This window comes from Agrobacterium sp. P15N1-A (genome assembly GCF_044626815.1).
GTDB lineage: Bacteria > Pseudomonadota > Alphaproteobacteria > Rhizobiales > Rhizobiaceae > Agrobacterium > Agrobacterium leguminum.
The window spans coordinates 459,425-484,325 of sequence record NZ_JBIUPF010000001.1 but is presented as its reverse complement, the minus strand read 5'-3'; the positions used below and the strand labels follow the sequence as shown (position 1 = coordinate 484,325).

Annotated in this window: 24 protein-coding genes; 11 read left to right on the top strand and 13 right to left on the bottom strand. The window is 60.5% G+C overall.

Annotated elements, in window-relative coordinates:
• Positions 1-190: 190 nt before the first annotated feature.
• The 4 genes from ACIK7D_RS02350 (at position 191) to ACIK7D_RS02335 (ending at position 5,111) form a co-directional block, all read left to right on the top strand.
• Entirely contained in the window at positions 191-2,131 is a 1,941-nt protein-coding gene (locus ACIK7D_RS02350; protein ID WP_080818756.1) for a GGDEF domain-containing phosphodiesterase, read from the top strand.
• A gap of 96 nt (positions 2,132-2,227) precedes the next feature.
• Positions 2,228-3,934, top strand: coding sequence for a sensor histidine kinase (locus ACIK7D_RS02345; protein ID WP_400155529.1), 1,707 nt, complete (start codon positions 2,228-2,230; stop codon positions 3,932-3,934).
• The gene (locus ACIK7D_RS02340; protein ID WP_080817271.1) at positions 3,931-4,539 is read left to right on the top strand and encodes a response regulator transcription factor; all 609 of its coding nucleotides are present in this window, start codon (positions 3,931-3,933) and stop codon (positions 4,537-4,539) included. The genes ACIK7D_RS02345 and ACIK7D_RS02340 overlap by 4 nt, the downstream gene beginning before the upstream one ends.
• A gap of 89 nt (positions 4,540-4,628) precedes the next feature.
• Positions 4,629-5,111, top strand: a complete 483-nt coding sequence (locus ACIK7D_RS02335) for a heme-binding protein (RefSeq protein WP_020813405.1) — start codon at positions 4,629-4,631, stop codon at positions 5,109-5,111.
• 141 nt (positions 5,112-5,252) lie between these two features.
• Here the strand turns inward: ACIK7D_RS02335 and abc-f are convergent, their stop codons facing one another.
• A complete protein-coding gene (gene abc-f / locus ACIK7D_RS02330) occupies positions 5,253-7,136 on the bottom strand; it encodes a ribosomal protection-like ABC-F family protein (protein WP_400156002.1) in 1,884 nt (627 codons plus the stop codon).
• A 69-nt stretch (positions 7,137-7,205) separates the two neighbouring features.
• The gene (locus tag ACIK7D_RS02325; protein ID WP_162936684.1) at positions 7,206-8,252 is read right to left on the bottom strand and encodes a GGDEF domain-containing protein; all 1,047 of its coding nucleotides are present in this window, start codon (positions 8,250-8,252) and stop codon (positions 7,206-7,208) included.
• Between the two features lie 258 nt (positions 8,253-8,510).
• Here ACIK7D_RS02325 and ACIK7D_RS02320 point away from each other — a divergent pair, with 258 nt between their 5' ends.
• Positions 8,511-9,206 carry a glutathione S-transferase family protein gene (locus ACIK7D_RS02320; RefSeq protein ID WP_020813408.1) on the top strand — a complete coding sequence of 232 codons (696 nt, stop codon included), beginning with the start codon at positions 8,511-8,513 and terminating at the stop codon, positions 9,204-9,206.
• Positions 9,207-9,309: 103 nt separating this feature from the next.
• Positions 9,310-9,732 carry a nucleoside-diphosphate kinase gene (ndk, locus tag ACIK7D_RS02315; protein WP_003496769.1) on the top strand — a complete coding sequence of 141 codons (423 nt, stop codon included), beginning with the start codon at positions 9,310-9,312 and terminating at the stop codon, positions 9,730-9,732.
• 98 nt (positions 9,733-9,830) lie between these two features.
• Here ndk and ACIK7D_RS02310 read toward each other — a convergent pair whose 3' ends face one another.
• Complete coding sequence (locus tag ACIK7D_RS02310) at positions 9,831-10,343, bottom strand: hypothetical protein (RefSeq protein ID WP_400155528.1); 513 nt, start codon at positions 10,341-10,343, stop codon at positions 9,831-9,833.
• Positions 10,340-10,900, bottom strand: coding sequence for a CGNR zinc finger domain-containing protein (locus ACIK7D_RS02305; protein WP_400155527.1), 561 nt, complete (start codon positions 10,898-10,900; stop codon positions 10,340-10,342). The genes ACIK7D_RS02310 and ACIK7D_RS02305 overlap by 4 nt, the downstream gene beginning before the upstream one ends.
• A gap of 52 nt (positions 10,901-10,952) precedes the next feature.
• On the opposite strand from ACIK7D_RS02305, the gene ACIK7D_RS02300 reads away from it, so the two are divergent.
• Positions 10,953-11,849: a branched-chain amino acid ABC transporter permease gene (locus tag ACIK7D_RS02300; RefSeq protein WP_400155526.1), complete on the top strand. Its 897-nt coding sequence runs from the start codon at positions 10,953-10,955 to the stop codon at positions 11,847-11,849.
• Between the two features lie 9 nt (positions 11,850-11,858).
• On the opposite strand, the gene ACIK7D_RS02295 is transcribed toward ACIK7D_RS02300, so the two are convergent.
• The 5 genes from ACIK7D_RS02295 to ACIK7D_RS02275 form a co-directional block, all read right to left on the bottom strand.
• The gene (locus tag ACIK7D_RS02295) at positions 11,859-12,314 is read right to left on the bottom strand and encodes a molybdenum cofactor biosynthesis protein MoaE (protein WP_400155525.1); all 456 of its coding nucleotides are present in this window, start codon (positions 12,312-12,314) and stop codon (positions 11,859-11,861) included.
• A 4-nt stretch (positions 12,315-12,318) separates the two neighbouring features.
• Entirely contained in the window at positions 12,319-12,573 is a 255-nt protein-coding gene (gene moaD, locus ACIK7D_RS02290) for a molybdopterin converting factor subunit 1 (RefSeq protein ID WP_065654069.1), read from the bottom strand.
• Positions 12,573-13,160 (bottom strand): CDP-diacylglycerol--glycerol-3-phosphate 3-phosphatidyltransferase, encoded by a 588-nt coding sequence (gene pgsA / locus ACIK7D_RS02285; protein ID WP_003520759.1) that lies wholly within the window; start codon positions 13,158-13,160, stop codon positions 12,573-12,575. The genes moaD and pgsA overlap by 1 nt, the downstream gene beginning before the upstream one ends.
• Positions 13,161-13,263: 103 nt before the next feature.
• Positions 13,264-15,315: an excinuclease ABC subunit UvrC gene (uvrC, locus tag ACIK7D_RS02280; protein ID WP_400155524.1), complete on the bottom strand. Its 2,052-nt coding sequence runs from the start codon at positions 15,313-15,315 to the stop codon at positions 13,264-13,266.
• Positions 15,312-16,100, bottom strand: coding sequence for an SDR family oxidoreductase (locus ACIK7D_RS02275; RefSeq protein ID WP_400155523.1), 789 nt, complete (start codon positions 16,098-16,100; stop codon positions 15,312-15,314). The genes uvrC and ACIK7D_RS02275 overlap by 4 nt, the downstream gene beginning before the upstream one ends.
• Before the next feature lie 350 nt (positions 16,101-16,450).
• On the opposite strand from ACIK7D_RS02275, the gene ACIK7D_RS02270 reads away from it, so the two are divergent.
• Positions 16,451-17,107, top strand: coding sequence for an outer membrane protein (locus ACIK7D_RS02270; protein ID WP_035261664.1), 657 nt, complete (start codon positions 16,451-16,453; stop codon positions 17,105-17,107).
• A 117-nt stretch (positions 17,108-17,224) separates the two neighbouring features.
• On the opposite strand, the gene ACIK7D_RS02265 is transcribed toward ACIK7D_RS02270, so the two are convergent.
• The gene (locus tag ACIK7D_RS02265; protein ID WP_400155522.1) at positions 17,225-17,821 is read right to left on the bottom strand and encodes a glutathione S-transferase; all 597 of its coding nucleotides are present in this window, start codon (positions 17,819-17,821) and stop codon (positions 17,225-17,227) included.
• A gap of 112 nt (positions 17,822-17,933) precedes the next feature.
• Entirely contained in the window at positions 17,934-18,707 is a 774-nt protein-coding gene (locus tag ACIK7D_RS02260) for a ribonuclease (protein ID WP_400155521.1), read from the bottom strand.
• A 208-nt stretch (positions 18,708-18,915) separates the two neighbouring features.
• Here ACIK7D_RS02260 and ACIK7D_RS02255 point away from each other — a divergent pair, with 208 nt between their 5' ends.
• Complete coding sequence (locus tag ACIK7D_RS02255) at positions 18,916-19,863, top strand: lysylphosphatidylglycerol synthase domain-containing protein (protein WP_003520764.1); 948 nt, start codon at positions 18,916-18,918, stop codon at positions 19,861-19,863.
• Positions 19,864-19,868: 5 nt separating this feature from the next.
• Here the strand turns inward: ACIK7D_RS02255 and ACIK7D_RS02250 are convergent, their stop codons facing one another.
• Positions 19,869-20,732, bottom strand: coding sequence for a 23S rRNA (adenine(2030)-N(6))-methyltransferase RlmJ (locus tag ACIK7D_RS02250; protein WP_269314568.1), 864 nt, complete (start codon positions 20,730-20,732; stop codon positions 19,869-19,871).
• A gap of 41 nt (positions 20,733-20,773) precedes the next feature.
• On the opposite strand from ACIK7D_RS02250, the gene ACIK7D_RS02245 reads away from it, so the two are divergent.
• Positions 20,774-22,996: a molybdopterin-dependent oxidoreductase gene (locus ACIK7D_RS02245; RefSeq protein WP_400155520.1), complete on the top strand. Its 2,223-nt coding sequence runs from the start codon at positions 20,774-20,776 to the stop codon at positions 22,994-22,996.
• A 55-nt stretch (positions 22,997-23,051) separates the two neighbouring features.
• Positions 23,052-23,675, top strand: coding sequence for an NUDIX domain-containing protein (locus ACIK7D_RS02240; protein ID WP_174056612.1), 624 nt, complete (start codon positions 23,052-23,054; stop codon positions 23,673-23,675).
• Between the two features lie 276 nt (positions 23,676-23,951).
• On the opposite strand, the gene ACIK7D_RS02235 is transcribed toward ACIK7D_RS02240, so the two are convergent.
• Positions 23,952-24,887 (bottom strand): omptin family outer membrane protease, encoded by a 936-nt coding sequence (locus tag ACIK7D_RS02235; protein WP_400155519.1) that lies wholly within the window; start codon positions 24,885-24,887, stop codon positions 23,952-23,954.
• Between the last annotated feature and the right edge of the window lie 14 nt (positions 24,888-24,901).

Below are 24,901 nucleotides of genomic sequence, written 5' to 3'. Positions count from 1 at the left end.
CTGGCCTCCGTGTATATGGGGCCAATTGTCGGGGGGCAGCGAAGCTTTACAGCGTCGAAGCCGCAATGGCGGCATAGGACACTGAAGGCCTGGCGATTGTGTTATAAATTCTGTCCTGCACGAAGCAGGATTTGTGAAGGCCATATGCCGCAATGCCGGCGCCAGAACAGATAATAATGGGGGAATGCAGATGATGGAATTGATCGCCGCACAAGCGGCAGCATCGGCTGCCGAACTTCCGTTTCTGCTGCTTCAGGCGGCTGCTGTCGTTGGCATGGTGTCTGTGCTGATCCTTCTGCGGCGAAACATCGCCCTCGAGGATCCACGCTATAAAATCTATTACGGCATCGTGTTCGGGGCGACTGGCTTTCTGCTGACATTGCTGGTTTCCGAATTCATCAAGCTGCCCTCCAAACCCTATATCCGCTCCGACCTGCTGTTTCTGGCCGGGGTGCTGGGATCCTGGCAGGGCGGGCTGATCAGCCTTGCCCTCGTGGCGGCCGGGCGTTTCGTGTTCGGCGGTCCCGTGCTGTTTTTTGCGGCCCTGCAGGACATGGTCGTCATTTCGGCCTGCGGCATCATCATGTATGGCTGGATGCGCAAGCGCCGCCTCGCCGATCTGGGAATTCGGGATATCCTTACTGTCTTCGCGGTCAGGTTCATTGCCGTGCTGCTTGCGATCTCTGTCTCATTCGCGCTCGGGCTGGTCGACCAGACGCTGTTTTTGAGCGCAATAGGCCGCCGAACCCTGGGCGCGGTCGCCGTCGGCCTGCCGATGATCGTCTGCCTGTTCATCCTGCTGCGCAGCGAGGCGCGGGCGCGGGAAGAGACACGGAAACGCGAGGTGGCGGCGCGGACGGATTCATTGACCGGCCTGCCCAACAGACGCGCCCTTAAGGACCATATCGAAGCGGCGATGCGGCAGGAGCCGGCCGTTCCGCACGCCCTCATTCTGATCGAGATCGTCAATATTGCCGATGTCGCTGCCTGCGAGGGCGAGGACTGGAGCGATCTTTTCTGGCCGAGGCTGGCGCGGGAAATCTGCGACCGGGAAGACGGCTTATTGTGCAGATCCAATACGCCCTGCAGTTTCATGTTCGGCGATACGACACTTGCGGTCGTCATGCGGGGGATTTCGCTGGAGAAGTCCGAAAGTGCGAAACTCATGATGCATCTGCATGACGGGTTGAGCGCATTTTGCCGCTCGGCGGAGGCGGGGCCGGTGCCGCATCTCAAGATCGGTGCGGCGAATCTGGACAGGCTTTCCCGGCAGAACGTCGCCTCCTTCCTCAGGCACCTCAGCCTCGCGCTGAAGGGAAGCGATCATCCGGTGCAGATTTTCCCCTTCTCCTTTGCCGAAAAAGCGACACGGGACGAGGCCGTGCGGCAGATGCTGGTCAACTGGATCAAATCCGGCACGCCGCCAATTTGCTACCAGCCGAAATACGAAATGCGCAATCGCCGCATGATCGGCGCCGAAGCGCTCCTGCGCGCGGTCGATGCGCGGGGGCAGGCGCTTTCGCCCTATTATGTGCTGGAGATCGCCGAACGCCATCGGCTGCTGGTGGAATTCGAATGGTCGACGATCGAAGCCGTCGTGCGCGATCTTCGCGACCTGCACGGTCTCGATGCGGATTTTCATCTGGCGGTGAATATTTCCGCTTCGTCTTTTGCGAGTGCGCATTTCGCAGACCGGGTCGTGGTGCTGCTGCACGAAATGGCAGTGCCGGCGCATCGCCTCTCGATCGAAGTGACGGAGATGAGCAGGATACCGACCACCGATGTCGTGCAGCAGAATTTCGATACGCTGATTGCCGCGGGCATCCGGCTGGCGCTCGATGATTTCGGCACCGGTTATGCCGCCCTCACTTTGCTTGCGCGGTTCCCGTTCGAAGAGGTCAAGATCGACCACTGGATGACGTCGAGGCTCGACCAGTCGCGGTTCAGGGACGCCATCGCGCTCGCCTTCGAGAGTGCGGAGCGTTACGGCGCAAAGCTGGTAACGGAAGGCATAGAAACGGAAGAGCAGAGCCGGCTTCTCATGCAGATGGGCATACGCTTCGGGCAGGGCTATCTTTACTCCCCCGCCGTGCCGCTCGACCGATTGCAGGCCCGCAGGGCGTGCGCCTAGCGCGGCGGCCAAGGACGGTCAGGGGCAAATTCGGCGACCGCTGCATTGAATGTTTTCCCGGTCTGTGCTGAGAAACGCCTTTGATGAGCGAATGTTATGACCCTTTTTGCAGGTCATGCGGGCGAGCCGATGCTGGAAAACAACGATGCATGGAACGAGGTGCCCGGAAAGCCGGCCGAGCACCTGCCGAATGAGGCGGCCAGGGGCGTGGACAGCGCCGGCCGCTCGCTTCGCGCAGCCGCCCATGCCGTATCAGGCGACAGACACGCGGCGGACAATCCGCGGCCGCTGACAGGATGGAGTTTTCTCAGGTTGTTTCTGGCCTGGGCTTTACTCATGGCGGCCGTCATTTCCGCTCTGGCGGCTTATCAATATGTCAGCCTGCTCGGCGAGCTGGGGCGGCAGAGCGATGCGTTGCAGGCCGAGGCATCCCGCCGGGCCGATCAGCATGATGCCCATGTGACGGCGCTTTCGGCGGTGGCGCAGGCGGAGCAGGGGGCGGATTACGGCCTGCTGCTCGATGTCGCGGCACCCATTCTGCAATTTTACCCGCGCATCGATGAGGTTCAGCTGGTTTCCCTCAATGAGGCGGGGCCTGTTATCGGCACCCGGCCGCTGGAAAACGAGTTGGCAGCGGCGATCCGCAAGGCAGCATCGGTCTTTACCGGACGGCCCGCCCTGGTGGCGAGCGATCTCAGGCCCGGCCATTACATGATCGTCAAGCGCAGCCCCAATAGCGAGACGGCCTCGAAAGTACTGGTGCTTGCCGTCGATGCCGCGCGGCTTCTGGCGTCCGATGCTCCGTTCTGGTCGGCGAAACAGGCGGTGATCCGCCTCAAAATGCCTGACGGTCCAGTCCTGTTCGGTCCGCCCTCTCTACCGGAAGCGCCGCAATATGTCCGGCAGCTGAGCAGCGCCACCCAGCCGCTCATGCTTGAGGTCGCGCTCTCGATCACCTGGCGCGATCTCTTGCCGGGCCGGGCCCTGTTGGCGGGCATGGCTGGGGCGAGCATCGTTTTCCTGCTCGGCACCGTCATGGTAAGACAGAGAACGCGCATGCGCGCCGCCGAAAGACGGGCCGAACTGAGCGGCATGGAGGCGAGGCTCACCCATGCTTCGCGGGTCAATGCACTCGGAGAGATGGCAAGCGGCCTTGCCCATGAACTGACCCAGCCTCTGACGGCGATATTGGCGCAGGCGCAGGCCGGGCGGCGGCTGCTTGCCCGTCAGGATGTCGCGGCCCTTTCCGGTGCCCTCGACGATATGATCGATCAGGCGCGATGCGCCGCCAATATGCTCGACCGGTTTCGCAACTGGTCGCTGCCGCACCGCCAGCCGGTGGCGGCGCATGATCTGCGTGCCGCTCTGCGCAACGTCGATGCGCTGCTTGCCGGCGAAGCGGCCCGGCATGAGGCCAGCATCGACATCGAGATGCCTGATGCTCCGCTCCTGGTGCGGGTCGATCCCGTCGAAATAGAGCAGGTCATGTTCAATCTGCTGCGCAACGCGCTCGATGCGCTCACTGCCATTGAAGGCAGACGCGCGATTACCGCCAGATTAAGCCGGAGCGGTGATTTCGCCCTTCTCGAAGTTGCCGATAACGGCCCCGGTGTCGCACCCGGCCTGCGCGACCGGCTGTTTACGCCCTTTGCCACCACGAAAACGAACGGCATGGGTCTGGGACTTGCCCTCAGCCAGAGGCTGGTGGAGCGCGCAGGCGGCGAAATCCGCTATATCGAGGGTGAGAATGGGGCGCTTTTCCGCGTTGTCCTGCCGCTTGCAGCGGAGGCGCAGAACCCATGACGCTGCCCGTCTATCTCGTCGATGACGATGACGCCGTGCGCAAGGCGCTGATCCTGCTTCTCTCCACCGTCGGCATCAAGGCGAAGGGCTTTGCCGATCCGGTGGTATTTCTCGGCCAGCTATCCGGGCTCGAACCGGGTTGCCTGATCTTCGATATCCGCATGCCCGCCATTACCGGATTGAAGCTGCAGGAAAAGCTGACGGAAGAGGGGATAGACTGGCCTGTCATCATCATTTCCGGTCACGGCAATATCGAAGCCTGCCGCAGGGCCTTTCACAATGGCGCGGTGGATTTTCTCTCCAAGCCCATAGATGAGCAGGATCTCATCGACGCGATCCAGAAGGCGCATCGGATATTGGCCCGCACGCTCGATGCAAAAGCGCTGCACGCGGAAACGATGGCGCTTTTGTCGCTGCTGACCGCACGGGAGAGGGAGATACTCGAACGCATCGCCCTCGGTTTTACCACGCGCCAGATCGCGGACGGGCTTGGGCTTTCGCCGCGCACGGTGGACAGCCATCGCGCCGCCATCGGCCTCAAGCTCGGCACCACCTCGCAGGCGGAAATGACAAGACTCTGGCTGGAAGCCGGCGCGGATCGGTAGAACTACCGAGCCGCCAGCAAGTCTTACGGATTCGCGATGGAACGCCGTCCGCTTAAGCTGCAGTCCTCATCAAGCAAGAGGACCTCTCAATGATCCGCACCCTTCTCATCGCTTCCGCCCTGATCGCTCCTTCGGCCGCATTGGCGCAGACGCTGCCGACCGCGCCCTATCTGCCGCTCGAAATGGCGGAAAAGGCGGCCAAGGCTGCGCTTCAGGCCTGCTCGACCAAGGGCAACGCCGTCACCGTTGCCATCGTGGCCCGCGACGGCGCCACCAAGATGGTGCTGAAGGCGGACGGCTCCGGCCCGCACACGGTCTCCAGCGCAACCGGCAAGGCCTTTGCTGCCGCATCGCTCGGCCGCGATACCGGTGAAATTGCCGAATTCGTCGCCTCCAAGCCCGCCAATGAAGGGCTGCGCACCATGGATGACCGTCTGGTCGTTCAGGCTGGCGGTCTGCCCATCAAGATCGGCGAAGCGCTGGTCGGCGGCATCGGTGTCGGCGGCGCGCCGTCGGGCGCGATCGACACCGAATGCGCCCGTGAAGGCCTCAACGCCATCGGCGCGAAGTAAGATTGTCAATAAGGTCCGGCGGCTTCATGGGAGGTCGCCGTATGCCTTGGGTTGTCAATCTCCGTCATTCCGGCTCAAGGCCGGAATGACGGAGATGGGTTTCCCTTCACAAGGTGCCGAAAACCACGTCACCGCCGCGCATCACCCCGCCATTGCTTCCTCATACTCGCTGGAAAGCAGCAGCCATTGCTCCTCCGCGTCGGAAAGTTTGCTGGCGGCCTCACCGCGTTCTTTCACTTTCTGCGCGGCCTTGGCGGGGGCTTTTTCATATAGGGCCGGGTCGGCAAGTTCCGTGTCGAGCGACTGAATCAGTTTCTCAAGCTTTGCCGTCAGGGATTCGATTTCGTTGATCTTTTTCTTGAGCGGCGCAAGCTGGGCGCGCTTTTCCGCACTGGCCTTGCGCTGATCCGCCTTTGAGGCCTGATCGGCCGCGGCGTCGGTCTTGTCTTCCTTCTTCTTACCGGAGGAAACGACGAGATCGCGATATTCCTCCATGTCGCCTTCGAAGGTCTTGACCGTGCCGTCAGCCACCAGCCACAGCCTGTCCACTGTCGCCTCGATGAGATGGCGGTCGTGCGAGATGAGGATGACCGCGCCGCTGTAGTCGTTCAGCGCCTCGATCAGCGCACGGCGGCTGTCGATATCGAGATGGTTGGTCGGTTCGTCGAGGATGAGCAGGTTCGGCGCATGGAAGGCCGCAAGTCCCATCAGGAGCCGAGCCTTTTCGCCACCGGAAAGGTCCTTTGCCGCCGTCGCCATCTTTTCCGTCGCGAGACCCATCTGTGCCACGCGGGAGCGCACCTGCGCCTCCGGGGCCAGAGGCATCAGTTTGCGCACATGTTCGACCGGCGTTTCATCCGGCACGAGGTCATCGAGCTGATGCTGCGCGAAGAAACCGATCTTCAGGCCAGGGGCGACGCGAAGATCGCCCGCCTGCGGCGCAAGCCGGCCGGAGATGAATTTCGCGAAGGTGGATTTGCCGTTGCCGTTGGAGCCGAGCAGCGCAATGCGGTCGTCATTGTCGATCCTGAGATTGAGCTGCTTCAGGATCGATTTGCCCGGCTCGTAACCCACAGCCCCGCCATTGATGGCGACGATGGGGGAGGCGGGCTGCTTTTCCGGCTCCGGGAAGGTGATCGGCTGGACGTGATCCTCGATCACGGCGGCGACGGTGCCCATGCGCTCCAGCGCCTTGATGCGGCTCTGTGCCTGCCGCGCCTTGGTGGCCTTGGCGCGGAAACGGTCGATGAAGCTTTGCAGGTGCTTGCGCGCGGCGTCGTTTTTCGCCTTCGCCTTCATCTGCAATTCGTCGGCCTCGGCCTTCTGCCGCTCGAACTGGTCGTAACCGCCGCGATAGAAGGTCAGCTTCTTCTGGTCCAGATGCACGATGGAGTTGACGGCATTGTTGAGAAGATCGCGGTCGTGGCTGATGATGATGACGGTGTGCGGATAACGCCGGATATAATCCTCCAGCCAGAGCGTGCCTTCTAGGTCGAGATAGTTGGTCGGCTCGTCGAGCAGCAGCAGGTCGGGCTCTGCGAACAGCACGGAGGCGAGCGCCACGCGCATGCGCCAGCCGCCGGAGAAGGAGGAGGCCGGACGAAGCTGCGCCTCGTGATCGAAACCGAGGCCGGCAAGAATGCTGGAGGCGCGCGCTTCCGCCGAATGGGCGTCGATATCGACAAGCCGCATCTGGATTTCCGCGATACGGTGCGGATCGGTCGCGGTTTCCGCCTCGGCCAGAAGCGCGCTGCGCTCCTTGTCGGCCGAAAGCACGATGGAAATCAGCGATTCTTCGGTGCCTGGGGCTTCCTGCGCCACCTGGCCGATGCGCGCCTGTTTCGGGATTGTCACCGAACCGCTTTCCGCCGAGAAATCGCCGGTGATGACCCGGAACAGGGTGGATTTGCCGGCGCCGTTGCGGCCAACAAGGCCCGCCTTCACACCGGCGGGAAGCGTCACGCTGGCATGGTCGAGAAGCAGACGCCCGGCGATGCGGGCGGAAAGATCGGTAATCGTAATCATGGCGCCGTTTTGGCCGAACTGTCTGGCCAAGGCAAGAGCGCCCGCGCCACATCGGGCGAGATTAAACTGTCAATCGCCGAGCTGCGCCAGATAGCTGCTGCGGCTATGCTGCGCCACGTCCCGCGAATAACCGACGACGCAGTTGCGCGTGCCGCAGCGGGCCGAAAGCAGAGCGAGTTCGGCATGGCCAAAAAACTCGGCCGGCGTCGCGGTTCCATCCACTTCCGCGACGCCGATCGACACGGTTAGATGTTCGCCATCGCCGCCAGTGGTCGCGAAGCGCAATGCCTCCACGCTCTGCCGCAACCGCTCGGCAATGGCCTCGGCCGTGTTTTGCGGCACGCCTGCAAACAGAAAGGCAAACTCATCGCCCCCGATGCGAGCGACGAAATCGTCCTTCTTGATGGTCTTGCGAAACAGGGCGGCGAGACGTCGCAACGCCTTGTTGCCGGCAGACGAGCCATATTTGCCGTTGATTTCGCGGAAATGGTCAATATCCAGCAGCACCAGCGAGGTGGCTGAGGCCGCCCGGTCCCGTGCAAAAAGAGCGCCAAGCTTTTCGAGAAAGGCGGCCCGGTTTGGCAGGGCCGTCAGCGCATCGCGAAGCGAGGCGGCCTGAAGCTCCGCGCGGTTTCTTTCAACCTCGCGGATTTTCACCAGCCCCATGGCGATGAAATGCCGAAGGCTCGTCTGTTCTTCGTGGATATCGCCCAGCAACTCCACGAAGCGCTCCGTTGCGGGCGGCTCGCCATCCTCATCCTGCTCAAGGCTGGCCAGGAAAGTCTGGGTACGCTGAAGGCTTGCATCCAGCCGCGCGGAAATCTGCGTCAGTGTATCGAAGGCCTCGCTTGCCATCTGTTCGGCTTCGATGCGCGAAAAGCCGGGCAGATTGTGCCGCTGGCCGATGAGGTCGATTTCATGCTGCTGAGGCGCATTGCCGAGCGCGAGAATGTCACGGCCCATGGCCGGATTGTGTCCGGACAATATTTCATAGATCAATTCATAATTGCGCGGCAAAGGTGCAATGTTCATCTTGGCGATGAACTGCGTGATCTTGGTAACGACAAGAGCGCTTCTTGCCTGTTCGCGTTTTTTATCGCCCGCCGATGTCGTCACTGACAGCCCCAATAGCAATGGATTATTATGAATGGACCGGCGATAACCGATTGTTGAACGGCGTTATTCTTACAAGCGACGGTTTAAAATAGAATAAATCCACAAAGAAATTTGCCGTCACGAAGCATAAATTCCGCGTTGCGGAAGGCGGGTGTGCCCCAAGCGTTCCTTGATCGATAATATGACAAATCCTGATTTGATTTCGGGCGGCGACCGTTTTTATATCGCTTCATCGATGTTGCAGAAGAGGGGCAGCCCATGACGACTTCCAGAACGCTCTATTCGCTATGCGGAAGCGATACTTCCCGGCCATTTTCTCCCCATTGCTGGAAAACCGTGCTTTCGCTGGCGCATAAGGGGCTGGATTTCGAGGAGCGGCCTTTACCCTTCACGGTGATCCCGACGGTGGAGGACGGGTTTTCGAAGACCGTGCCGATCCTGCGCGACGGGGACGAGCTGGTGAGCGACAGTTTCGAAATCGCGCTTTACCTGGACGAAGCCTATCCGGAGCGCCCGTCGCTGTTCAACGGCGAGGGCGGCAAGGCCATGGCCCGTTTCGTCGAAAGCTGGTCTCAGACGGTGCTTCACCCGGCCATCGTGCGCATTGCCGTGCTCGATATCCACAATATGCTGGACGAGCCGGACCGCCGTTATTTCCGCGACAGCCGCACGAAAGCGCTCGGCCGTCCGCTCGAGGATGTGGTGGCGAACCGCGAGGCGGAAATCGCAGCCTTTCCGGCATTGCTTGCGCCGATCCGGCGTATGCTGAGCTTCCAGCCTTTCATCGGCGGTACATCGCCGCTCTTTGCGGATTACATCGTGTTCGGCGCGCTGCAATGGGCGCGGATCACCACCGGGGCGGATTTGTTCGCCGATAACGACCCCGTGCGGGACTGGTTCGAAGGCTGCCTCGATCTCTACGATGCGAGAGGCCGCAGTGTGACAGCGGCGTGAAATGTCTGGCATGATCGTCGCAATCTCGTCGATCCCCCTTGTTTTCGGGCCTTTGGGCGGGTAAAGACCGCCCACTTTCTCTGAAGGAAAAGGAAACGGACATATGGCGATTGAACGCACATTTTCGATGATCAAGCCAGACGCAACCAAGCGTAACCTGACGGGCGCGATCACCAAGGTATTTGAAGACAACGGCCTGCGCGTCGTCGCCTCCAAGCGCGTCTGGATGAGCAAGCGCGAAGCCGAAGGCTTCTACGCCGTTCACAAAGAGCGTCCCTTCTTCGGCGAACTCGTTGAAGGCATGACCTCCGGCCCGACAATCGTTCAGGTTCTGGAAGGCGAAAACGCCATCCTCAAGAACCGCGAAATCATGGGCGCCACCAACCCGGCCCAGGCCGCTGAAGGCACCATCCGCAAGACCTTCGCGCTCTCCATCGGCGAAAACTCCGTTCACGGTTCCGACGCCCCGGAAACCGCCGCACAGGAAATCGCCTACTGGTTCGCCGAAACCGAAATCGTCGGCTGATTCAAAATCTCAACGGCTTGAATCGCTGTTGCAGGCGATTGCACGAAGCTGCTGAAAAGACTCGAAGAAACGGAGCCGAAAGGCTCCGTTTTTTTGTTTTAGGACGCCGGACACCCCTGGACCGGTCGCATATCCGTCGTGCCATCCGGTTTGAACACTTCCGGATTGGGCGTATAAAGCGGGCCGACCACCAGAGGCTTGGCGGGAAGAAGCGACTGGTCGGTGTCGGAGCGGATCGTGGTTTCGATCGTCTGGAGAATGTCGCCTTCCGGCCCCTTGATGCGGATGGTGACCTTGTAGGGCCGGTCCTGCTTCACGCATTCCACCGGTGGGCTCTGAACCGTGATCTTTTCGTCTTTCGGGAAAATCTTCTCGCGGCTGGTGAGGTCTGGACCGCCACGCGGGTTTTCGAACGTCGCTTCCACCGTGCTGCCATCGCGAACGGGGGCGATGCGCTGAAGCGTCACCAGATAGGTGGCGATGGCGACGCGGTAGTTGAAAACGAACATCCGACCGGAAACCTTGGCCACTTCGCGCGGTTCGTCCCGCTGGCAGCCGGAAAGAGCGAGCATCCCCGCAATCGCCAGCAAGGGGAGGCCAATTCTTCTCATGATCGCACGTCCTTCTTCCGGTGATAGTGCCGGCTGGCTTTCTGCCGGTTGCCGCACACAGCCATATCGCACCAGATACGGCTTCTGTTCTTGCTGCGGTCGATGAAAAGCCAGCCGCAATTGCCGCAGATCCGCAGCCGCTCCCGTGTCTCGCGGGCAAGCAGCGAGAGGGCGGAATGGGCGGTGGCGTTGCCCAGGTTTTCGGCAAGCGGAAACGTCCGCAGCGCCGTGCCGCAGGCGAAGAGAAACCCGGCCAGCCTGTCGTCGCCATCGTCGCCGCCGGTAATGGCGGCGCGGAAATAATCGTCGACAGCCTCGCGAAGATCGAGAAAAACCGCCTGCTTTTCCGCCTCGGGCGCGATGAGCGTGGGAAACCTGTCACGTTCCGCACCGAGCCTTGTGGCCGCTTCGGCAAAGGTCGCGATCTGCGCCGGCACGGCAAAACGGTCGACTGATTTTGCCGCATCCGAGCGCAGGATCACGCTATTGGCGACATCCAGCGCCAATGCACCGCCTGCGAAACGATGTTCTGTCCAGCGAAAGGTCATGCCGCACATTATAACTGTCAAAATTAGTTTTAACAGTTATAATCATGGCGGGAGGACGTGCTTGGCCTATTTCCTGCAACAATTTCTGAATGCCGTGCCGGTCGCCTCGCTTTATGCGGTTCTGGCCTTTGGGTATGCCATCGCCTTTTCGGTTACCAAACGCGCCGATGTCACCTATGGCGCCATATTCGCCTTTGCCGGCCAGACCTGCCTGTTATTTGCGGATTTCGGCTGGAACCGGCTTTGGCTGGTTCTGCCGGCAACATTGGCGCTCGGGGCAGGGGCGGGCCTGTTCGGCGGGCTGTGGGCGGCGGGTTTTGTCGGCAGGGCGGTGATGCGGCCGCTCGCGAAAGCCTCTCCCAATGCCGTGACCGTCGCCTCCGTCGGCGTGCTGATCGCGCTGACCGAAAGCGCGAGGCTGGCCGCCGACACAAGGCAATTATGGCTGCCGCCGCTTTTATCTCAGCCGGTGCGCTTCTGGGCCGATGGCGGCTTTGCCGTGACCCTGACGCCGATGCAGATGCTGAACACGGCGGCCTTCTGCCTGCTCATTCTCACAGGGTCGCTTTATCTTGGCCGTTCCGCTTTCGGCAGGCGCTGGAAGGCGGTGTCGGACGATGCTTTCGCCGCCGCTTTATGCGGGGTAAATGCCGGCCGGATATTTCTCGTGTCCTATTGCGCAGCGGGCCTCGTCGCCGCCATCGCCGGCGTGCTGGCCACATTCTATTACGGCACCATGGATTTCGGCGCTGGTCTGGTCTTTGGCCTGAAGGTGGTGCTGATTTCGGCGGCGGGCGGTTATGCGAGCCCGCTCATCTGCGGCCTCGGGGCCGCCGCCGTTGGCTTTGCGGAAACTTTCTGGGTCGGTTACGGACCGGCCGCCTGGCGCGATGCGGTGGTTCTGGCGATGCTGGTCGGCTGGCTGATTGTCATGCGCAGCAGGGTGGAAGCGCCCTGAGTCCGGCCCCTATCGCCACTTGTCCTTGGCCGTATCGTCGGTTGTCTTTGCCGCAACCCAGTCGCCCGCCGAGCCATCCTTGCCATGTTCCTTTTTCCAGAACGGGGCGGATGTCTTGAGATAATCCATCACGAAATTGGCGCCATCGAAGGCAGCCTGTCGATGCGATGAAGCTGCGATGACGAGGACGATATTTTCGCCGGTGGCGATCTTGCCGTGGCGGTGGATGGCGGTGAGGCCGAGAAGGCCGAAACGCTGCATGGCAAGTTTGGCGATGCGGGTTATTTCCGCCTCCGCCATGCCGGGATAGTGTTCAAGCTCCAGCGCCGCAAGCGTGCCGCCATCATCCCGGCAGAGCCCGGTGAAGGCCACGACCGCGCCGATGCTCTTGTCACCTCCCGTCAGCCGGCGGGTTTCTTCCGCAGCGTCGAAATCCTCTGCCTGCACGCGGACCGTCGGCTGCATCCGCTCATCCCCCCGTCATCGGCGGGAAAATGCCGATCTCGCGCGCGCCGACGATGCTTTCATCATGCTCGACATGTTCCTGATTGACGGCGACGCGGATCACATTGGGGAATTCGAAGGCGGCTTCATAATTTTCACCGCGCGTCGCAAGCCAGGCGATCAGCTCGCCGGCGGTGGTGACGGAGGAGGGGATGTCCAGCTCTTCCTCGTCCGTGCCGATCTTCTCGCGAACCCAGGCGAAATAAACGATCCGTGTCATCAGTCTTCGTCCACGATGTGCTTCAGGCCAGCCTTGAAGTAATCATAGCCGGTATACATGGTCAGCGCCGCCGCGATCCACAGCAGGGTGATGCCCATTTCGGTCGTGTAGGGCAGCACCTTGTCGCCCGCAGGACCCGCGAGCAGGAAGGCGATGGCGACCATCTGGATGGTGGTCTTCCACTTGGCGATGCGGGTGACGGGAACGCTGACCTTCAGCGCCGCCAGATATTCGCGCAGGCCCGAGACCAGAATTTCACGGCAGAGAATGGTGATGGCCGCCCAGAGCGACCAGCCGGCAATGGTGCCGTCCGCCGCCATCAAAAGCAGCACCGAGGCGACCAGCAGCTTGTCGGCGATCGGGTCCAGCATGCGCCCGATATTCGACGTCTGGTTCCAGATCCGCGCGAGATAACCATCGAGGAAATCGGTCAGCGAGGCGATGATGAACAGCCACAATGCCGTCCAGCGCGCGAAATCCGAGCTTTCCAGTTTCCCTTCGATGTAAAAGCACAAAACGATGACAGGAACCGCGAGGATGCGGCCATAGGTGAGTAGGTTGGGAATGCTGTATGCGCGCGAAGCCATGGGAAACCTGTCAGTCTAAGATTAGCTGCCTTGATGCCGCCGCCAGGGCATAGCGTCAACATGTGATTATGTTTTTTTAGCAGTTCGCCACGACGGCGCGGCATCAATCGCTGCCGCTCTCGTGGAAGTGATTGTAGATTTGCCGCGCAACCGTCTCCGAAATGCCGCTGACAGCCATCAGATCGTTGAGGCCGGCGCGGGAAACCGCCTTGGCCGTGCCGAAATGCTGCAGCAGGGAGCGCTTGCGGCCCGGACCGATTCCCGAGATTTCGTCGAGCGGATTGCGCACCATTTCCTTCTTGCGCCGCGCCCGGTGCGAGCCGATGGCGAAGCGGTGCGCTTCGTCGCGCATGCGCTGAATGAAATAGAGCACCGGATCGCGCGGCGGCAGCGAAAAATCGCTGCGCCCATCCGCAAAGAAGCGTTCGCGGCCCGCCTCGCGGTCCACGCCCTTGGCGACGCCGATGGCGGTCACGCAGTCGCGAATGCCGAGTTCGTCGAGAATGGCCCGTACCGCCGTCATCTGGCCCTGGCCGCCATCGATCAGGATCACGTCGGGCCAGGCGGGGAAAGGCATGTCGGCCGCTTCTTCCGGCGTCGGCGTCTGCGTCTGCCCACGGTCGGGTTTTCCCTCTTCCTTCAACAGACGCGAGAAGCGACGGGTCATCACCTCGCGCATCATGCCGAAGTCGTCGCCGGGGGTGATGTCGGTCGATTTGATGTTGAACTTGCGGTACTGGTTCTTCACGAAACCTTCCGGCCCCGCCACCACCATGCCGCCCACGGCATTGGTGCCCATGATATGCGAGTTATCGTAAATCTCGATCCGGCGCGGTACATAAGAAAGACCGAAGGTTTCCGCAAAACCCTTCAGCAGCCGCGCCTGAGACGAGGTTTCCGCCAGCTTGCGGCCATGCGCCTCGCGGGCATTGGCGAGCACATGGTCGGTGATGTCCTTCTTCTCGCCGCGCTGCGGCACGCTGATGGTAACCTTGTGCCCGGCTTTTTCGCCAAGTGCCGCGGCCAGCAGCTCCTGCTCCTCCACCGTTTCGGAAAGCAGGATTTGTTTCGGCACCGGCTTGTCGTCGTAAAACTGCGCCAGGAATGCGTTGAGGATTTCCGAGCCGGCGAGCGATGGGTCGGCCTTGGGGAAATAGGCGCGGTTGCCCCAGTTCTGGCCGGTGCGGAAAAAGAACACCTGAATGCAGGAAATGCCGCCTTCGTGGTGGATGGCGAAGACATCCGCCTCCTCGATGCCGGCGGGATTGATGCCCTGATGGCTCTGGACATGCGAAAGTGCGGCCAGCCGGTCGCGATAGACGGCGGCGCGCTCGAAGTCGAGGTCCTCGGCCGCCTCGTTCATCTGCCGCGCAATCGCGGTCTTGACGCTCTGGCTCTTGCCGGACAGGAAATCCTTGGCTTCCTTGACGAGTTCTTCATACCCCTGATCGCTGATCTCATGCGTGCAGGGGCCGGAACAGCGCTTGATCTGGTAAAGAAGACAGGGGCGCGTGCGGGTTTCGAACACGCTGTCGGTGCAGGTGCGGATCAAAAAGGCGCGTTGCAGCGAATTGATCGTGCGCCCGACCGCGCCGGCCGACGCAAAGGGGCCGAAATAATCGCCCTTGCGTGCCCGCGCTCCACGGTGTTTGAAAATCGCCGGCGCGCGGTTGTCTGCGGTAATGAGAATATAGGGAAAAGACTTGTCGTCGCGCAAAAGCACATTAAAGCGCGGCCGCAAGCGCTTGATGAGATTCGCTTCCAGCAGAAGCGCTTCGGTCTCCGTGCGGGTGGTGACGAATTCCATATGGGTGGTGAAACGCACCATCTGGGCAATGCGGTTGGAATGCACGCGGCCCTGGGCATAATTGCCGACGCGCTTCTTCAGCGAGCGCGCCTTGCCAACGTAAAGCACATCACCCGCCTCGTTGAACATGCGATAGACACCCGGCGAGTTGGGCAGGTGTTTTACGAATTCGGCGATGAGGTCCATGCCCTTCAGGCCGGATTCGTTCTTCCAGCCCGCATTCCAGTCCATGCCAACGACATCGCGCGAAGCCTCTGCCGTTTCCGTTGGGGCAAGGCTTGCATCGTCATCTTCGTCGTCGGTGTCATCGAAGAGAATACCGCCATCAGGCAGCTTCTTTCCGTTCATTCATTTATCTCCGCCACGTCAGGGGTTTCCCAGCCAAGATGCTGGCCGCCGTCGAGCGCGATCATTTGTCCGGTGACCGACGGCGTGTCGTAAAGAAAGCGAATCGTCCGCCCGAACTCGTCCGGTGCGGGACCACGCTTTAATATAAGGCCGTCGATCTGCGCCTGAAAGTCCTCGGGCGCCTGTCTTTCGCTTTTGAAGGTCGGACCCGGCCCGATGGCGTTGACCCGCACACGCGGCGCAAAGCTCTGCGCCATCGTCCGCGTGGCCGTCCACAGCGCCGATTTCGAAAGCGTATAGGAATAAAACCGTGGCGTGAGCGCAAGCACGCGCTGGTCGATGATATTGACGATCAGCCCGGATTTGTTGGCAGGCAGTTGCTCGACAAAGGCGGCGGCGATGAGGGAGGGCGCGCGCACATGCACGGCGAAATGCGCGTCGAAGATCGCCGGATCGGGCTTGTCCGCCGAGTCGTCGAGAAAAACCGACGCATTGTTGATAACGACGCCGATAGGCCCCAGCACTGACGCAGCCTGTTCGATGAGCCCCGAAGCAGGCCCGGATTGTGTCAGATCCGCCTGAACGGCAACGGCCTTGCCACCTTTTTGCCTTATTTCGTTAGCGAATTCCTCGGCGCTGGCCATGGATGCGTTGGCATGGACGGCGATGGCGAAGCCATGGGCGGCCAGATCGGTGGCGATTGCCCGCCCGAGCCGGCGGGCGGCTCCCGTTATCAAGACTGTCTTTTGTATATTTTCTTTCACGGCTGACCTGCATTTGCTCATATCCGTCCTATTTGCTGGATATAAATGCAAATCGCAAGCTGTCCATCGGCCCCAAAAGAATTGGGCGATTTTTTATTCGCAATGCAATTTCGGTTTAATTTGAATATAACTAAGTTTAAAGGCGATCTATTGCTGGTTAGGCTTCTATTAGGGTTAATAAACCCCTTGTGGCAATTAGGCAACGTCTAATTCTAGTCACGTCGCTGCCCCAAACAATTCACATTTTGGCTCTTTGATCTCCGCATTCTCCTATCAAATTCAGTTTCCAGAGGGGCGATTAACCCGACGAGTTTACACCGCGTCTGAGAACAATAGTTTTGAGTACAGAGCGGTCCTGAAAGGAGAATAGCATGCGTATTTTCGTAGCAACCCTTATGGCTTCGACCATGGCAGCCGCCGGCTTTTCGGCTGCTCACGCCGCTGACGCCGTAAATGAAGTGCCGCAGGCACCGGTTTCCTACGACCAGCCCGCGCCGGTCAAGGATTGGTCCGGCGCCTACCTCGGTGGTACGGTCAACTACGATTGGGGTCGTTTCAGCTCCAGCAACGACGGTCGTGACGCCAAGGGCGCTGGCGGCGGTCTCTACGGCGGTTACAACTGGCAGAACGGCCAGCTGGTCTACGGTGCGGAAGCAGACGTCAACCTCGGTGACGAGCGCGGTTCCGCCGGTACGGTCGCAGGTCGCGCCGTCGAAGGCAAGCAGGGCGTCAACGGCTCGCTGCGTGGCCGCGTCGGTTACGACATGAACCCGTTCCTGCTCTATGGTACGGCTGGTCTCGCCGTTTCCGACAACAAGGTTCGTGACGGCGTCAACAAGGACAGCGCCACGGCTCTCGGTTACACGGTTGGTGCCGGTGTTGAAGCCATGGTTACCGACAACATCACCGCTCGTCTGGAATATCGCTACAGCGACTACCAGAAGAAGGACTACACGCTCGGCAACGACGCCTTCTCGCGTGGTTATGACGACCACTCCGTCAAGGCCGGTATCGGCGTCAAGTTCTGATCCCTCAAGGATCGCTATTGGAAAAGCCGGGGTTTTCGCCCCGGCTTTTTTGTTTTTCGGTCTTAAGTGTCGGGATGAATGCCCGGCCTTCCGGCCAGGCATTCGTCTGCATTCGCCTCAGGCGGCGGCTTTCATTTCCGCATAGGCTTCGAAACGCTTGCCGAAGGTTTCCGGCCAGGCGGCCAGCGCCTCGCGCCCTTCGGCCCATTCGCCGGCGAAACGCAGGTCGAGATAACCGATCATTGCGGCAAGGGCGAAATGGCCGCCATGTAGCTTCTTGCCGGTTTTCGGCAGGTTGGTGTTGAGATAATCAAGCCCGCGGACCACCTTGCTCCACTGCTTGTCGATCCATGGCTGGTGGATCTTGTCTTCCGGGCGGTAACGGCGCTCGTAAACGATGGCCAGCAGGCAATCCATGATGCCGTCGCACAGCGCTTCGAGAATTTCCACATCCGTGCGCTTGCCGTTCTTTTTCGGGTAGAGCTTGCCGCCCGAAAGACGGTCGAGATAATGCATGATCGCCACGCTGTCATAGACCGAGCCGCCTTCATCCAGAAGCAGGACAGGAATCTTGCCGAGCGGATTGTTGTCCATCAGCGTTGCGGGCTCGGCATTGGTATCGACACGCACGGAGGTAATGTCGATGCCGAGATGGCGCGCGGCCATACGTACCTTGGCGGAGTAGGGGGAGGCGGGCGAGTAGAGCAGTTCCATGGTCGTGTCCTGTGGGTTGTCGTCTGGGGACTGGATTAGTCAATAAAGCTGCATAGCGGTTTTATGTCTGAAAAATGTGTAGAAGAGCGCAACAGGGAACATTCGATGCGCTCTAGCGAATGGGGATGATTTCCGTGGCGTTGGCGCGGCAGCCCTTGCGGTCAAGCTCGGGGCAGTCGCGGAATGTCATGTCCCTGTTGAGGCAGATGCGCACTTCCTCAAGGCGCCTGCCGTCGCAGCTGATGGAGATGCCGCGTTTCGACAGGCCGGGATTGGCATCGGTGAAGGCGGTTTCTATGGCATCGGCGGAGAGAGTGGCGGCTTCGGCGCCGGAGGCGATCTTTCCCGGCAGCCGGATGGCTTCGAATGCGGCCCGCGTCGCCGAGAAATAGTCCCTCTGCGAAAGGCCGGAGCAGGAGCCGTGCTTGCGCCACTGGTGGCCGATCAGGCCCATGGACGGCATGATGTCGAACATGGTGCGGCCGATCCCGTCCGAAACACGGTCGGGCTCGCCGCTTTGGCAGAATTCGGGATAGCCGTTTTCGTTCTGCGGCCACAGCCCATGCACCACGAAACCGTAACGCCTGTCGCTGCCGCATTGCTGGCGGTTGCCCGAGCCTTCGGAGCTGGCGCAGAACGCCGGTGACCAGGAGAGCGACAGCACGTAAAAATCGAACCCGTTTCCGCGGGGCGCAGGGTTTTTGCCCGTCTCCTGTCGGGAAACGTCGCGCCCTGGAACATCCAACCGGGAATTGCCGGCGGTCTGCGATTGGGATTGTGTCTGCCGGTTGCCGGCGGGTTCGGTCGGAGCCGGATTTTCCCGCGCGAACCACAATGCGCCGAGCGACAGAAGGCCCAGGGCGATGAAACCGGCATAACGCTTCATTCCGTGTACGTTCTCCGGAAAGTGGACGACCTCACATCGCCGGCGGGCGACGATCCGGTCTTACATCAACTTGTGAACGGGGCAAACCGCCAATCTTTGATGAAAAGGTTGAAAGCTTTGCCGCATAACGAATAAAGTCGAACGAATCTTCCGCAAAAGACGGAACAGGGCTGGGGTGAGGCTGGAGGAAATAGGCGGGCATGACCGCATGAAATTCAAGAAATATATCTGGCCCGTCGTTGGCTTCGCGACGATCGGTTTTTCCGCATGGTTGCTCTTTCACGAACTGCGCGGCCTGTCGCTCGATGATCTCTGGGACAGTCTGAAAGCCATTCGCGTGCGGGACTGGCTGTGTTCGGGCCTTGCAACATTGCTGGCCTATGCCGCGCTCGCCGGTTACGACCGCATCGCGTTGCAACATCTTGGCCGCAAAGTGAACTGGTTCTTCATCACGCTCACCTCTTTCACCACCTATGCGCTGTCCCACAATGTCGGGGCCTCGGTATTCTCGGGCGCCGTGGTGCGATATCGGGCCTATACGTCCAAGGGGCTGAGTGTGGCGGAAGTGGGCGTTCTCGTCGGCCTCTGCTCCTTCACCTTCCTCATCGGCACGATCATGCTGATCGGGCTGGTGCTGCTTTACGAGCCTGACATCACCGAACGGTTTACCGGCATTCTGCCCGTCGAAGCCTCCACCACCACAGGCGTGCTGCTGCTCCTTTTCGTCGGCCTTTATATTCTTGGCAGCCTGCTCAGGCTGAAACCCCTGAAAATCGGTTCCTTCGTGCTGCCGTACCCCGCGCCAAAGCTTGTTGCGCAGCAACTCGTCATCGGCCCGATAGAGCTGATCGGCGCGGCGGGCATCATCTATTTCGCGCTGCCGGAAGCCGGGAATCCCGGTTATATGGTCATTCTCGGCATATTTCTGGTTTCCTTCTCGGCGGCGCTCATCTCGCATGCGCCGGGCGGTCTTGGGGTGCTGGAACTGGTCTTCGTCACCGGCCTGCCGGACATGAACCCGGCGGACGTCATCGCGGCGCTTCTGGTCTTCCGGCTGTTCTACCTCATCATTCCCTTCATCATGGCCCTGTTCGTGATCCTGTTCTTCGAACGGTCACAGCTTGCGCAGGCGCAGAGGCGGGAAGGGCTGAGATAGCCCCATCAATTATCTTCCGATTTTTCCTCGCCGCGCAGCCAGAAGGCGCGCTGCGAGGCGAACCTGTCCTGCGCCAGCATTGTCTTCAGGTAGGGCAGCAGCGTATGCAACTCGTCCTTCAGCGTATAGGGCGGATTGACGATGATGAGGCCGGAGCCGCTCAGGCCATCCAGCCGGTCGCTTCTGACGGAAAGTTCCGCGCACAGCATCTTCGGAATGTCGAAGGATTGCAGCCGCTCGTGAAAGTCCTTGATCGGAGCGCCTTTCTTCAGGGGATACCACAGGCAATAGGTGCCGGTGGAAAAACGCCGATAGGCCTTGTTCAAGCCATCGGCCAGACGCTGATATTCATTCTCAAGCTCGAAAGGCGGATCGACGAGGATCAGGCCGCGCTTTTCCTTCGGCGGCAGATGCGCGCCGAGCGACAGCCAGCCATCCAGCTCGGTGACACGCACCTGGTAGTCCCCCTCGAACAGGCGCGCGAGCGCCCGGCTGTCATCCGGGTGCAGTTCCATGGCCGAAAGCCGGTCCTGCGGGCGAAACAGCATGCGCGCGAGTTTCGGTGAGCCGGGATAGAATTTCACGCCACCTTCCGGATTGAGCTCCTTCACGGCGTCAAGATAAGGCTCCAGCAGTTCGGCGATGGGGGCGGGCAGATCGGCCTCCGTCAGCTTGCCGATGCCGGTCTGCCATTCGCCGGTCTTCTGCGCTTCTTCCGAGGTAAGGTCGTAAAGCCCGATGCCGGCATGGGTGTCCAGCACCCGAAAGGCCTTGTCCTTGTTCTGCAGGTAGCGCACGAGGCGGGCGAGAACGGCATGTTTGAGGACATCCGCGAAATTGCCGGCGTGATAGATGTGGCGGTAGTTCATGGATGTGTCTCGCTTGCCGTTTATCCGGATGAATGGTCAGGATGAATATTCTTGATGGACGTCACTTCGGCCTTTTTGCCGTATCGTTGATGCAATATACAAAAGACATGAACGTTGCGACCCCGATTTCCGCTGAAAAAGCCGCCCCGAAGTCCGAAGTCCGTATCGGACACACGGTCTGCCCGCATGACTGTCCGAGCGCCTGCGCGCTCGAGGTCGACATCAATGCCGATGGCCGCATCGGCCGCGTGCGCGGGGCTAACGCCAATACTTACACCGCCGGCGTGATCTGCGCCAAGGTGGCGCGTTACTCCGAACGCATCTATCATCCCGGCCGTCTTCTGACGCCGAAGCGCCGCAAGGGTGCGAAGGGCGCCGGCGACTGGCAGGAAATCTCCTGGGAAGCGGCTCTGGACGAGGTGGCGGACGCTTTCGTCAAGGCCGAGGCGCGGCATGGTGCTGAGGCGATATGGCCGTATTTCTACGCCGGCACCATGGGACAGGTGCAGCGGGATTCCATTGAGCGGCTGCGCCACGCCAAAAAATATTCCGGCTTTTTCGGTTCGATCTGCACCAACATGGCCTGGACCGGTTATGTGATGGGCACCGGCGCGCTGCGTGGTCCGGACCCGCGCGAGATCGCCAAGGCCGATGTCGTGGTTATCTGGGGCACCAATGCGGTCGCCACGCAGGTCAATGTCATGACCCATGCGGTGAAAGCCCGCAAGGAACGCGGCGCGAAGATCGTCGTCGTCGATATCTACGACAATCCGACCATGAAGCAGGCGGATATGCGCCTCGTCGTCCGCCCCGGCACGGATGCCGCGCTTGCCTGCGCCGTCATGCACATCGCCTTCCGCGACGGTTACGCCGACCGTGATTATATGGCGCGCTTCGCCGACGATCCTGCCGGGCTCGAGGCGCATCTGAAGACCAAGACGCCGCAATGGGCATCCGAAATCACCGGCCTTTCCGTCGACGAGATCGAGGATTTCGCAAGGCTTGTCGGCACCACGAAGAAGACCTTCTTCCGGCTCGGATATGGTTTTGCCCGCCAGCGCAACGGCGCGGTCGCCATGCATGCGGCGCTTTCCATCGCCACGGTTCTCGGTTCCTGGCAATATGAGGGCGGCGGCGCGTTCCATAACAATGGTGACATCTTCCGGCTCAACAAGGCGGAACTGATGGGTAGTTCTTACGCCGACCCCGAGGTGCGCCAGCTCGACCAGTCGCAGATCGGCCGCGTGCTGACGGGGGACGCGGAGGCGCTGCGCCACGGCGGCCCGGTGACGGCGCTGCTCATCCAGAACACCAATCCCGTCAATGTCGCGCCCGAACAGCGGCTGGTGAAACAGGGCTTCCTGCGCGACGATCTCTTTGTCGCCGTGCATGAGCAGTTCATGACCGAGACGGCTGATGTGGCCGATATCGTGCTGCCTGCGACCATGTTCCTCGAACATGACGACATCTACCGCGCCGGCGGCCAGAACCATATTCTGCTTGGGCCCAAACTGGTGGAGCCGCCGGAAACGGTGCGCACCAATCTCTTCGTCATCGAGGAACTGGCAAAACGCCTCGGCGTCGACCATATGCCGGGCTTCGGCCTTTCGGCCCGCGATCATGTCGACCGTATGCTCAAAGTCAGCGGCTGGGGCGATTTCGACACGCTGGCTGAAGAGAAGTGGATCGATGCACAACCGTCCTTCGAGGTGGCGCATTATCTCGAAGGATTCGGTTATGGCGATGGCAAATTCCGCTTCAGCCCCGAATGGGCGACTGGACCGTCTCCGAACAAACCGCCGAAAAATATCGGTGTGATGGGGCCTGTTGCGCAATTTCCGAAATTCCCGGATCAGGTCGACGTTATCGAAACCGTGGACGGTGACCATCCTTTCCGGCTGGCGACATCGCCAGCACGCAACTTCCTGAACTCCACCTTCGCGGAAACCAAGACCTCCGTGCAGAAGGAAGGCCGTCCGGAAGTGATGATCTGTCCCGAGGATGCGAGCGGCAACGGCATCGCCGATGGCGACATCGTCCGCATCGGCAATGCGCGCGGCGAAGTGAGACTCCATGCGAAAATCGTGGAGGGTGCAAGACCGGGTGTGCTGATCGCCGAAGGGCTGTGGCCAAACAGGGCGCATCTGGATGGCGAAGGCATCAATGTGCTGACCGGCGCCGATGTCGTCGCGCCCTATGGCGGTGCGGCTTTTCACGACAACAAGGTGTGGCTCCGCCGCGATGACGGGGCTCGCGAGGCTTGATATTGCGCCGCAACACGGGCAGGCTGAAATCCCACGACAGGCAAGGACATATCCGGTGACACAGACGCAGGCGAAAAACATTCCGGCCGACACGGATGCGGGCAGAATCCGGCTGGTGGAAAAAGAAACCGTCTGGAAGGGCTTCGTGCATATGCAGAAGCTCGTTTTCGACCAGCGCATGCCGGATGGCAAAACCATACGCATTGTCCGGGAAGTCCACGACCATGGCAGCGCCGCCGCCATTCTCCTTTATGACCCGAAGCGCGACAGCGTGGTGATGGTGCGCCAGTTCCGCCCCGCCGCCTTCGTGAACGGCGATCAAAGCTTCATGATCGAGGTGCCGGCGGGGCTTCTCGACGACGACGACGCGGCCGTCGCCATTCGCCGTGAGGCGATGGAAGAATCCGGCTACGCCGTCGAAAAGGTCGATTATCTGTTCGATATGTATGCCAGCCCCGGCACGCTGACGGAAAAGGTCAGCCTCTTCGTCGCCCGCATCGATCTTGACGTGCAGGCCGGCAGCGGCGGCGGACTGGAGGACGAAGGCGAGGATCTGGAGGTTCTGACCTACCGGCTGGATGAAGCCTTCGCGATGATCGCATCGGGTGAAATCACCGATTCCAAGACGATCATTCTGCTGCAATGGGCGATGTTAAATCGTGCCGGACTCGGAAAGTGACGGTCAAGGCCTTCGTAGTGGACGCGGTTACTTGCGCCCTACATTTTTCCATTTAGTGACCTGATCCGCGGTTGCTTGTTTTCGTTGTGCCCGCTCTTTCCTTATCTTGGCGATGAGACTTCGCCGGGCTTGGGAATGAATTGTCTTCACAACACGCACGGCGACCTCCTTTCCAAGTATGATATAATTGCAGCTCAGCCTCGCCTATATTTTTACGAGAATCGGAGAGGAGTTGGCTTGGTCACTGGGCTTATTACCACGAATGGCACTGCCGAATCAAAACCTGCCTTTCACACCCATCCCCACGAAAATCGACTGCAAGTCACCGCCGCCGGCATTCTTTTCCGATGACAGGTTTCCGGCGCCTGCGCCGCTGTAGTGGGTGTCTCCGCGCCCGAGGCTGGTATAGTCATATGCGCCGTCGAGATAGATCGAGGCATTCTCGGTCAGGTCATAGGCGACGCCGGCCTTCACCCCGAACATGCCGGCGACGTCGAATTTGTCGGTAAAGCGCATGTCGCGCAGCCAGTGATCGTCGGTCGCCTTGCCGTAGACCATGGCGCCGCCTTCGAGGCCCAGATTGAGTGACCAGTTGCCGAACCTCTGGCCGCCCGTCAGGTTGCCGTAGAAAACCGGGATTTGCTGGCGATAGGTGATCCCCTTGAGGCCATCCTTGAATTTGCCGGAGAAATCGCGGGGGGAGAAAACGCTGTAAACGGCGTTGCCGCCATAAGCGGACCATTGAACATCCGTATAACGAAAACCGACGCCGGCGCTGAGATATTGCTGCGGATCGTCCAGTAACATGCGATTGAGCTCGAGGTTTCCCGAAAAATAATGGTCGAGCCGCGTATCGTCGTGCTGGGAACGGTGGCTCCAATTGTCCTTGGAGCTATCTCTGGAAAAAGGCCAAACCCAGTCATAGTCGGTCATGTAGCCGTCGCCCTCGAAGCCGACACGGCCTTCCGCCTTGACGCGCCAGCCGGGCGCAAGTTCAAGCCCGAGCGAACCGCGCAATGCCACGGCGTTTTTGGTTTCCCATTCGAGTTCGCTCAGCTTGCGACCACCGATATGGACGGTTTCCGTCGCGCGGAGATTGAGAACGCCGGCATCCACTGAGGCCGTAATGCCGCTTTGCTCAGCCGCGACGGGCAGACTGGCGCCCGCCATCAGGACAACAGAGAGCGGCAGGGAAAATCTCGAAAATGGCATAATCGCTCCTGAAT

Excerpts from the sequence above, each read along its gene's own strand:
- ACIK7D_RS02350 (WP_080818756.1), top strand. The coding sequence starts at position 191 with ATGATGGAATTGATCGCCGCACAAGCGGCAGCATCGGCTGCCGAACTT.
- ACIK7D_RS02345 (WP_400155529.1), top strand. The coding sequence starts at position 2,228 with ATGACCCTTTTTGCAGGTCATGCGGGCGAGCCGATGCTGGAAAACAAC.
- ACIK7D_RS02340 (WP_080817271.1), top strand. The coding sequence starts at position 3,931 with ATGACGCTGCCCGTCTATCTCGTCGATGACGATGACGCCGTGCGCAAG.
- ACIK7D_RS02335 (WP_020813405.1), top strand. The coding sequence starts at position 4,629 with ATGATCCGCACCCTTCTCATCGCTTCCGCCCTGATCGCTCCTTCGGCC.
- abc-f (WP_400156002.1), bottom strand. The coding sequence starts at position 7,136 with ATGATTACGATTACCGATCTTTCCGCCCGCATCGCCGGGCGTCTGCTT.
- ACIK7D_RS02320 (WP_020813408.1), top strand. The coding sequence starts at position 8,511 with ATGACGACTTCCAGAACGCTCTATTCGCTATGCGGAAGCGATACTTCC.
- ndk (WP_003496769.1), top strand. The coding sequence starts at position 9,310 with ATGGCGATTGAACGCACATTTTCGATGATCAAGCCAGACGCAACCAAG.
- ACIK7D_RS02310 (WP_400155528.1), bottom strand. The coding sequence starts at position 10,343 with ATGAGAAGAATTGGCCTCCCCTTGCTGGCGATTGCGGGGATGCTCGCT.
- ACIK7D_RS02305 (WP_400155527.1), bottom strand. The coding sequence starts at position 10,900 with ATGTGCGGCATGACCTTTCGCTGGACAGAACATCGTTTCGCAGGCGGT.
- ACIK7D_RS02295 (WP_400155525.1), bottom strand. The coding sequence starts at position 12,314 with ATGCAGCCGACGGTCCGCGTGCAGGCAGAGGATTTCGACGCTGCGGAA.
- moaD (WP_065654069.1), bottom strand. The coding sequence starts at position 12,573 with ATGACACGGATCGTTTATTTCGCCTGGGTTCGCGAGAAGATCGGCACG.
- pgsA (WP_003520759.1), bottom strand. The coding sequence starts at position 13,160 with ATGGCTTCGCGCGCATACAGCATTCCCAACCTACTCACCTATGGCCGC.
- uvrC (WP_400155524.1), bottom strand. The coding sequence starts at position 15,315 with ATGAACGGAAAGAAGCTGCCTGATGGCGGTATTCTCTTCGATGACACC.
- ACIK7D_RS02275 (WP_400155523.1), bottom strand. The coding sequence starts at position 16,100 with ATGAGCAAATGCAGGTCAGCCGTGAAAGAAAATATACAAAAGACAGTC.
- ACIK7D_RS02270 (WP_035261664.1), top strand. The coding sequence starts at position 16,451 with ATGCGTATTTTCGTAGCAACCCTTATGGCTTCGACCATGGCAGCCGCC.
- ACIK7D_RS02265 (WP_400155522.1), bottom strand. The coding sequence starts at position 17,821 with ATGGAACTGCTCTACTCGCCCGCCTCCCCCTACTCCGCCAAGGTACGT.
- ACIK7D_RS02260 (WP_400155521.1), bottom strand. The coding sequence starts at position 18,707 with ATGAAGCGTTATGCCGGTTTCATCGCCCTGGGCCTTCTGTCGCTCGGC.
- ACIK7D_RS02255 (WP_003520764.1), top strand. The coding sequence starts at position 18,916 with ATGAAATTCAAGAAATATATCTGGCCCGTCGTTGGCTTCGCGACGATC.
- ACIK7D_RS02250 (WP_269314568.1), bottom strand. The coding sequence starts at position 20,732 with ATGAACTACCGCCACATCTATCACGCCGGCAATTTCGCGGATGTCCTC.
- ACIK7D_RS02245 (WP_400155520.1), top strand. The coding sequence starts at position 20,774 with ATGAATATTCTTGATGGACGTCACTTCGGCCTTTTTGCCGTATCGTTG.
- ACIK7D_RS02235 (WP_400155519.1), bottom strand. The coding sequence starts at position 24,887 with ATGCCATTTTCGAGATTTTCCCTGCCGCTCTCTGTTGTCCTGATGGCG.